This window comes from Mycobacterium bourgelatii (assembly GCF_010723575.1).
Classification (GTDB): domain Bacteria; phylum Actinomycetota; class Actinomycetes; order Mycobacteriales; family Mycobacteriaceae; genus Mycobacterium; species Mycobacterium bourgelatii.
Window position 1 is genome coordinate 612,649 of sequence record NZ_BLKZ01000002.1, and the last position, 9,041, is coordinate 621,689.

A 9,041-nucleotide genomic window follows, 5' to 3' on the forward strand; every position below is an offset into this window, starting at 1 on the left:
TAACCAACAAACGACGAGGGATAGATGACAGACACGACGCTGCCGCCGGGTGACGACTCGGTTGACCGCATCGAACCGGTTGACATTCAACAGGAGATGCAGCGCAGCTACATCGATTACGCGATGAGCGTGATCGTCGGCCGCGCCCTGCCGGAAGTTCGCGACGGCCTCAAGCCGGTGCACCGGCGTGTGCTGTATGCCATGTACGACTCCGGTTTTCGCCCGGATCGCAGCCACGCCAAGTCCGCGCGCTCGGTTGCCGAGACGATGGGTAACTACCACCCGCACGGCGACGCGTCGATCTACGACACCTTGGTGCGCATGGCGCAGCCGTGGTCGTTGCGCTACCCGCTAGTCGACGGTCAAGGCAACTTCGGTTCGCCGGGCAATGACCCACCAGCCGCCATGAGATATTGCGTTTCTCAGGATGCGTTGGTGCGCTTGCCATTTGGACAATCAGTGCGCATCGCCGATGTCGTTCCCGGTGCCCGGCCCAACACGGACAACGAGGTCGATCTGAAGGTCCTGGATCGGCATGGCAACCCCGTTGCGGTTGACCGTTTATTCCATTCGGGTGAGCACCAGGCGTACACGGTGCGCACCGCCGAAGGCTATGAAGTCACCGGTACCGCCAACCACCCGTTGCTGTGCCTGGTAGATGTCGCGGGTGTCCCCACGTTGCTGTGGAAGCTGATCGAAGAAATTCGACCCGACGACTATGTCGTCCTACAGCGCACTCCTCCAACGGAGTTCGGGCCGGCGGAATGGCACAACACGATGGAAGCGCTGCTGCTGGGCGCGTTCATCAGTGAAGGGTTTGTCTCCGAGACACGCGCGGGGTTCAACAACCTCGACGAAACCTACTTCAACATGGTCGTCGCCGCGTACGACGCGGTGGTCGGCGGCCAGCGTTACGTGAGCTCACGCGCCATCGCTTCTGGCTCGATTTTGTACGAGCTTGATGTCCAAAACCTCACCGAACTCAACAAGACGCGGCTCGGAGATCTGCGCGGACAGCGGTCTGCCGACAAGCTCGCACCGGAGTGGCTGTGGCACTCCCCCGCTGCCGTCAAGCGCGCGTTCCTGCAAGCGCTCTTCGAGGGTGACGGGTCGTGCTCCGCGCTGCCGCGCAACACGATTCAGGTTTCCTACTCGACCCGCAGCAAGCAACTGGCCAAAGACGTTCAGCAGATGCTGCTGGAATTCGGCGTCGTGTCCCGCCGATACCTGCACGCGGTCGGTGAATACAAGGTCGTCATCACCAACGGTGCCCAGGCCGAATTGTTCGCGAGCCAAATCGGTTTCGGCGGCGCCAAGCAGGAAAAGCTGCTCGGCATCCTGGCGTCCATGCCGCCCTGCAAGGGACGCGACACCGATCACGTTCCCGGTCTGGCGAGGTTCATCCGGCGGCACTGCGGTAGCCGGTGGGTCGACAAGGACTGGCTCAACCGCCACAACATCGACAACATTCAGCGCTGGCGCACCGGCGGTGACGAAATCCTCGCGCGCATCGCCGATCCCGACGTGCGGGCCATCGCCGCGGACCTCACCGACGGCCGCTTCTACTACGCGCGAGTCGCCTCTGTCACGGATGCCGGCGTCCAACCCGTGTACAGCCTGCGGGTCGACACCGAAGACCACGCCTTCCTCACCAACGGTTTCGTCAGTCACAACACCGAGGCCCGGCTCACCCCGCTGGCCATGGAGATGCTGCGTGAAATCGACGAGGAGACAGTCGATTTCATACCGAACTACGACGGCCGGGTACAAGAGCCGACGGTACTCCCCAGCAGATTCCCCAACCTGTTAGCGAACGGGTCCGGTGGCATCGCAGTCGGCATGGCCACAAACATCCCGCCGCACAACCTGCGCGAGCTCGCCGAAGCGGTGTTCTGGTGCCTGGACAATTACGACGCCGACGAAGAGGCGACGCTCGCCGCCGTCATGGAACGGGTCAAGGGCCCCGACTTCCCCACGTCCGGATTGATCGTCGGCTCGCAGGGCATCGCGGATGCCTACAAGACTGGCCGCGGGTCCATCCGGATGCGCGGAGTCGTTGAGGTGGAAGAGGATTCACGCGGCCGTACGTCGCTGGTCATCACCGAGCTGCCGTACCAGGTCAACCACGACAACTTCATCACCTCGATCGCGGAGCAGGTCCGCGACGGCAGACTGAGCGGCATTTCCAACATCGAAGACCAATCCAGCGACCGGGTCGGTCTGCGCATCGTCATCGAAATCAAGCGCGATGCCGTCGCCAAGGTTGTGCTGAACAACCTGTACAAGCACACCCAGTTGCAGACCAGCTTCGGCGCCAACATGCTGTCGATCGTCGACGGCGTGCCGCGCACACTGCGCCTGGACCAGATGATCCGCTACTACGTCGAGCACCAACTCGACGTGATCGTCCGCCGGACCACCTACCGGCTGCGAAAGGCCAACGAGCGGGCCCACATTCTGCGTGGCTTGGTCAAGGCGCTCGACGCGCTGGACGAAGTGATCGCGTTGATTCGGGCGTCACAAACCGTCGACATCGCCCGGGCCGGTTTGATCGAACTGCTCGACATCGACGAGATCCAGGCCCAGGCGATCCTGGACATGCAACTGCGGCGCCTGGCGGCGTTGGAACGTCAGCGCATCGTCGACGACCTGGCCAAGATCGAGGCCGAGATCGCCGACCTCGAGGACATCCTGGCCAAGCCGGAACGGCAGCGGGCCATCGTGCACGACGAGCTCGCCGAGATCGTCGAGAAGCACGGGGACGACCGACGCACCCGGATCATCGCCGCCGACGGCGACGTCAGCGACGAGGACCTGATCGCTCGCGAGGATGTCGTCGTCACCATCACCGAAACCGGATACGCCAAGCGCACCAAGACCGATCTGTACCGCAGCCAGAAGCGGGGCGGAAAGGGCGTTCAGGGCGCCGGGCTGAAGCAGGACGACATTGTCCGGCACTTCTTCGTCTGCTCAACCCACGACTGGATCCTGTTCTTCACCACCCAGGGTCGGGTCTATCGGGCCAAGGCCTACGAGCTGCCGGAGGCCTCTCGTACGGCGCGCGGCCAGCACGTCGCCAACCTCTTGGCGTTCCAGCCAGAGGAGCGCATCGCCCAGGTAATCCAGATCCGGAGTTACGAGGACGCTCCCTATCTGGTGCTGGCCACCAAGAACGGTCTGGTGAAGAAGTCGAAGTTGACCGACTTCGACTCCAACCGGTCCGGCGGCATCGTCGCCATCAACCTGCGCGACGAGGACGAGCTCGTGGGTGCGGTGTTGTGCTCCGCGGAGGACGACCTGTTGCTGGTGTCGGCCAACGGCCAGTCGATCCGCTTCTCGGCCACCGACGAGGCGCTGCGACCGATGGGCCGCGCGACCTCGGGCGTGCAGGGTATGAGGTTTAACGCCGATGACAGGCTGCTGTCGCTGAACGTGGTTCGCGAAGGCACTTACCTGCTGGTCGCTACCTCCGGTGGCTACGCGAAGCGCACCGCGATCGAGGAGTACCCGGTGCAGGGCCGCGGCGGCAAGGGCGTGCTCACCATCATGTACGACCGCAGGCGCGGCCGGTTGGTTGGCGCGTTGATCGTCGACGACGAGAGCGAGCTCTACGCGATCACCTCAGGCGGCGGCGTCATCCGTACTACCGCGCGGCAGGTCCGCAAGGCCGGCCGGCAGACCAAGGGTGTGCGCCTGATGAACCTCGGTGAGGGCGACTCCCTGTTGGCTATCGCGCGCAACGCCGAAGAAAACGCCGAGGAGGGCGTCGACGACGAGGGGTCGGGTACCTAACCGGCAACGATTCGGACGGTGGATCAACTCCAGGTAAGCCCCGGGAACTAGACTCGGCGCCTGAATAGGACACGTTAGGAGTTGGGGTGACCTCACCGAACGAGCAGGGCGCCCCCAATCAGGGCGACAACCCGAATGGGGATGCGGTGGCCGATCGCGCTGGTTCACACCGGGCGACGACCGGACCCGGCCGGTTGCCGGATTCCGGAGACTCGCCGCCGTGGCAGCGGGGCGCGACCCGGGCGTCCTCGACGACGCAACGAGCGTCAGCGGATCCACCCACTGACGTGCGGCCATCATCCGCATCCACGGCCGCATCCACGGCCGCAGATGCCCGCCTGAATCGCTTTATCACCGGTTCGGCAACGCCGACGTCCGGAACATCGGGTAAGGGCACGAGCTCGCCGCCGGAGCCCGATGCGCCGTCGCCGCGCAGTGAGAACCCACCGGCCGAGGCTTATGCCAGCGAACTGCCCGATCTATCCGGCCCGGTCCCCGGGCCGGCCCGCAAGTCCGCGCCGGAACGCGCGGCGGAGAAAGCGCCAGGGGCGCGTCCCGGGGCAGCCCGCGCCGCAGCGGCCGAGGCCCGCGGCGAGAGCCGGGAGAGCCGGGTTCAGGTGTCGCCACGGCGAGCCGCCCGCGGCCCGGTTCGGGCCAGCATGCAGATCCGGCGGATCGATCCGTGGAGCACGCTGAAGGTGTCGCTGCTCCTGTCTGTGGCGCTGTTCTTCGTCTGGATGATCGCGGTGGCATTCCTTTACCTCGTGCTGGGCGGCATGGGCGTGTGGGCCAAGCTGAACAGCAATGTCGGCGACCTGCTGAACAACACCAGCGGGAGCAGCGGCGAACTCGTATCCAGCGGCACCATATTCGGCGGCGCGGTCCTGATTGGGTTGGTCAACATCGTCCTGATGACGGCGATGGCCACGATCGCCGCGTTCGTCTACAACCTGACGACGGATTTGATCGGCGGCATCGAAGTCACCCTGGCCGACCGGGACTGACGCGCTGTCCGTGAACTGCGCACATACACCCGTTTTGGGAGTACGGCGTCGATTGCGGTAATCTCGTCGCTCGGCCGTACGCGAGTGCGGGCCTGTAGCTCAGGCGGTTAGAGCGCTTCGCTGATAACGAAGAGGTCGGAGGTTCGAGTCCTCCCAGGCCCACGATCATGTGCCCGTCCAGACGTTGGGTGAAGGTGGCATTGCCGCTGTTGATGGCGGCTGCCGTAGCGGCGGTAGTCCGCTCGCGGCGCGATGTCGAAGTCTGGCACATGGCGGCAGATCCCGCTGCCGATCACGAACCTGGCTACGAGGGGCCTTAGCTCAGTTGGTAGAGCACCGCCTTTGCAAGGCGGGTGTCAGGGGTTCGATTCCCCTAGGCTCCACAAAATTTCTGTATGACGTCGGTTGATGCTTGACGGCCCGAAATCAAAGCGGTCCCGACGCGGGCATCCGGTACACACCGTGCCTTATCGGGCAGCCAGCGCATGCCACGCCGTGTCCGCGATGGCCGCGCAGTACTCGTCGGTGATCATCTCCTCGGAGTACAGCGCGTACACGTTCAGCGGTGCAATGACGATCTGTACGGCGGCCAGCGCGTGTACGTCAGGACGCAGCTCCCCGCGGTCCCTTGCCCGCTCCAAGATCGTGCGCGCGGCGCCGAACTGCTCCCGCCAAATCGCCATCCGCGTCTCTTGGTCATGCCGGCCCCGAAGGTCCATGACCAAGGCCCGCACGAACGTGCGACCGATGTCGGTGTTGATCCGGTTGGCGATGTGCCGGGCAAGTGCCATCAGGTCCCCGCGCAGCGAGCCGGTGTCGGTCTCCGCACGCAGCACCTCGTTGTCCCCCAGGGCGAAATCGACGATCAGCCGATGGCGATCACCCCAGTAGCGGTAGATGATCGCAGGATCGAAATTGTGGCGCTCCGCCATCGCTTCTACGCTGAACCGCTCAACACCCCAGCAGGCCAGCTCATCGAGTACGGCGGGCATCACCCGCGCGCGGACGTCATCAGGAATGGCAGCCTCTGCGGCATGCCGTGGTCGAGACGGCTCCATGTCTCCCGGCCTTCCAGGATCATCCGAAACGCTTCGACCTAACCGGCCCGAGCGGAGTCAACCACGTTCGGCACCTCTCCAAATCGTGGGTTCTATTCCCGCTGCGGTTGCGAGCGAAACTCGGGCAAGTCGCGAATGACGTTGCACATCAACGGATGTCCTTACGGCCGCGGCTGTACGTCGACGCTGGGGGGCAGCGGTGACGGATCGGGGCGCGTGGAACGGCGCACGATGCTGAACGCGATGGCGCCGGTCGCCACAATTGCGACCGCGGCTCCTCCGACGATCCACGGCCGCTTGCCATGGCGCCGTTGGGATTGACGCGCTTCTTGGTACACCTGGGGCAGGCTGGCAACCACTTCCTGCGCGGCGGCCAACTCCTGAGCAAACGTCTCCTGTGCCGCGGCGATGTCTTTAGACAGCCGACCCTCCCGGTAGCGGCGACGCAGCTCCGATGCGGCCGATTGCGCGGAGTTCAACCCGAGTCCGACGACGCCTCGGGTGACATCCACCGGGCCCACCGCCGTGTAGGTGAGGCCGCGGGTCAGTCGCTCCCGTGGGGTCAACCGAGTTTCCGCCTTCGTGCTCATCTGCCGCCTTTCATCGTCTTGCCCGGCGTTGCCGGTTCTGGCTGAATCATTGGCCGGGATCGTTGGCCAGGGCCAAGGAGTACCACCACAGACTGCCATCTCGAGGACCTGTGCGGGAGTGTCGTTTTGCGGCTGCCGGCGGGTACACCGGCTGCGGACCGGCCCACCCGTGATGGCAGACTGTGATTTCGTGACTATCCAGACCGCAACCGCCACGCTGCACACCAATCGCGGAGACATCAAGGTCGCCCTGTTCGGCAACCACGCGCCCAAGACTGTCGCCAATTTCGTGGGCCTGGCACAAGGCACCAAGGAGTACTCGACCCAGAATGCATCGGGTGGCCCCTCTGGGCCGTTCTACGATGGCGCGGTCTTTCACCGGGTGATCCAGGGCTTCATGATCCAGGGCGGCGACCCGACCGGAACGGGTCGTGGTGGCCCCGGCTACAAGTTCGCCGACGAGTTCCACCCCGAGCTGCAGTTCGACCGGCCCTACCTGCTCGCCATGGCCAACGCCGGTCCGGGCACCAACGGCTCACAGTTCTTCATCACGGTGGGCAAAACGCCGCACCTCAACCGGCGCCACACCATCTTTGGTGAGGTGACCGACCCCGAGTCGCAGCGAGTCGTCGACGCAATCTCGAAGACGCCGACCGACGCCAACGACCGCCCCACCGACCCGGTCGTCATCGAGTCGATCACCGTCTCCTAGTTCCCCAGGCCGCCCGAGGGCGCCGACCTCAGATCGCGCGACAGCCCGCCGCGAGGGTGCGCAGAATGCCAGGCCTCGCGGCGTGGCGGCGTGCAAACACGCACGCTCGCCAGAACTGAAAGCCGCAAAGAACTCAGCGGGCGTAGCCGGCGTCGGTGAGGGCGTCGAGCACGTCGAGTGGGTCGGTGCCGAGGTCCCAGCGGGACAGGATCCACATGCCGCCGGCGACGCCTTCGATCTCCAACAGCCGGACTTTGCGGCCGAAGCGGCGGAACTCGGTGATCCGGATGATCTTGATTTCCGGGCGTTGCAATAACTGCGTTCGGAACCACCCGGCAATGGCCAGACCGTCGGGGGTGATTGCCAGTTTCGGACGGGCCCGCCACGACACGCCCGCAAACAAGATCAAACCCAGTGCGGCAATCCCGGTCATGAAGCGGCCTGGCGGGTCTGTGACCACGGTCACACAGGCGGTAGCCATGATTACACCCGCGACCCCGCAACCAGCGATTCCAGCGGTGTGAGGCTGCCATTCAGTTTGCTGCATGCGTTAGCTAGACCCTCTCACCACTGCGGATGCAGTTATCCACAGACGCTATCAACAGTGGGGATGAATCACACGCGTGTGATTGAGTGACGGGAAGGTTGCTAGCTCATTAACAAAACGACCGCGAGATGAATTCATTACGTCTGTGTCAATCCTGGCCAGCCTGGTCAACCGGCTCTTAATGCCAGCGCATCGTCAGCAACAACCCGGTGATCATGAAAGCGAAGGCGATCGCGTAGTTCCACGGACCCAGCTCTGCCATCCAATGCAGGGCCTGTGGAGCGTTCGCACCGAGGGCGGCCAACTGGAACACCATTAGCCAGACCAGGCCGATCAGCATTAGCCCGATGAAGAGGCAGACGAACCACACACTCGACGGCCCGACCTTCACCTTCACCGGCGTGCGGCTTACCGCGCTGACGGTGAAGTCGTTCTTCTTACGGACCTTGGACTTCGGCATCTGATCCCTCGGAGTTACGGTTGTTGCAGGTATTGCTCGGGTACGAGACTAACTCACCTGACCCTGTGACCAGCTCACCCGGACCCGGAAGTGGAGACACGTTGGCGACGAAGCGGGAGGACAAGCGTCGATCGCCGTGGCGCTTCGGTGTCCCGCTGGTGTGCCTGATGGCCGGCCTACTCCTGGCTGCTACGCACGGGGTATCGGGCGGAGCCGAGATTCGCCGCAGCGACGCGCCGCGCCTGGTGGACATGGTCCGCGAAGCGCAGGCGTCGGTGAGCCTGCTCACCGCCCGCCGGGAAGCGCTGACCACCAAGATCGACACGTCGCACGGGAAGTCGACCGACGCGGCACTGCAAGCCATGTTGCGCCGGGCCGCCGAGTTGGCCGGTGAGGCGGACATGGAACCCGTGCATGGACCGGGCATGGTGGTCCGGCTCGACGACGCGCAACGCGACGCCTACGGGCGATTCCCGCGCGATGCCTCGCCCGACGACCTGGTCGTGCATCAGCAGGACATCGACGGCGTCCTCAACGCGCTGTGGAGTGCCGGCGCCGAGGCCATCCAGGTGCAGGACCAGCGCATCATTGCCACCTCGGTGGTTCGCTGCGTCGGAAACACCGTTTTGCTCAACGGCCGCACCTACAGCCCGCCCTACACGATCACGGCGATCGGCAATGCCACGGCGATGCAGGCGGCGCTGGCCGACGCTCCCCTGGTGACCCTCTACAAGCAGTACGTCGTCCGATTCGGCCTCGGGTACCGCGAAGAGGTCAAGCCCGACGTGCAGGTCGCCGGCTACCCGGGCCCAGTTCAGTTGCACTACGCCAAACCCTCGGGGCCGATCGGCTACTGACCTGTATCTGAGCCGCCTCCA

General features: G+C 64.6%; 8 protein-coding genes and 2 tRNA genes. 6 read left to right on the plus strand and 4 right to left on the minus strand.

Going from position 1 to position 9,041, the window contains the following annotated elements; all coding sequences use genetic code 11:
- The first annotated feature begins 24 nt into the window (after positions 1-24).
- From gyrA to G6N68_RS27795, 4 genes are all read left to right on the plus strand, one after another.
- Complete coding sequence (gyrA, locus tag G6N68_RS27780) at positions 25-3,792, plus strand: intein-containing DNA gyrase subunit A (RefSeq protein WP_163719367.1); 3,768 nt, start codon at positions 25-27, stop codon at positions 3,790-3,792.
- A gap of 86 nt (positions 3,793-3,878) precedes the next feature.
- Entirely contained in the window at positions 3,879-4,796 is a 918-nt protein-coding gene (locus tag G6N68_RS27785; RefSeq protein WP_163719368.1) for a DUF3566 domain-containing protein, read from the plus strand.
- Positions 4,797-4,884: 88 nt separating this feature from the next.
- Positions 4,885-4,958 (plus strand) — tRNA-Ile (locus G6N68_RS27790).
- Between the two features lie 148 nt (positions 4,959-5,106).
- Positions 5,107-5,179: transfer RNA gene (locus G6N68_RS27795), tRNA-Ala, on the plus strand.
- An 84-nt stretch (positions 5,180-5,263) separates the two neighbouring features.
- Here the strand turns inward: G6N68_RS27795 and G6N68_RS27800 are convergent.
- A complete protein-coding gene (locus G6N68_RS27800) occupies positions 5,264-5,854 on the minus strand; it encodes a TetR-like C-terminal domain-containing protein (protein WP_163719369.1) in 591 nt (196 codons plus the stop codon).
- Between the two features lie 161 nt (positions 5,855-6,015).
- Complete coding sequence (gene cwsA / locus G6N68_RS27805; RefSeq protein WP_163719370.1) at positions 6,016-6,444, minus strand: cell wall synthesis protein CwsA; 429 nt, start codon at positions 6,442-6,444, stop codon at positions 6,016-6,018.
- A gap of 172 nt (positions 6,445-6,616) precedes the next feature.
- Between cwsA and G6N68_RS27810 the strand changes: the two genes are divergently transcribed.
- Positions 6,617-7,156 carry a peptidylprolyl isomerase gene (locus G6N68_RS27810; protein ID WP_163719371.1) on the plus strand — a complete coding sequence of 180 codons (540 nt, stop codon included), beginning with the start codon at positions 6,617-6,619 and terminating at the stop codon, positions 7,154-7,156.
- A gap of 133 nt (positions 7,157-7,289) precedes the next feature.
- Here the strand turns inward: G6N68_RS27810 and G6N68_RS27815 are convergent, their stop codons facing one another.
- Together G6N68_RS27815 and crgA are read right to left on the minus strand one after the other, a co-directional pair.
- Positions 7,290-7,703, minus strand: coding sequence for a PH domain-containing protein (locus G6N68_RS27815; protein ID WP_163719372.1), 414 nt, complete (start codon positions 7,701-7,703; stop codon positions 7,290-7,292).
- Positions 7,704-7,881: 178 nt separating this feature from the next.
- Positions 7,882-8,163, minus strand: coding sequence for a cell division protein CrgA (gene crgA / locus G6N68_RS27820; RefSeq protein ID WP_069422158.1), 282 nt, complete (start codon positions 8,161-8,163; stop codon positions 7,882-7,884).
- 167 nt (positions 8,164-8,330) lie between these two features.
- On the opposite strand from crgA, the gene G6N68_RS27825 reads away from it, so the two are divergent.
- Positions 8,331-9,020, plus strand: coding sequence for a DUF881 domain-containing protein (locus tag G6N68_RS27825; protein WP_205351562.1), 690 nt, complete (start codon positions 8,331-8,333; stop codon positions 9,018-9,020).
- The last annotated feature ends 21 nt before the right edge of the window (positions 9,021-9,041 follow it).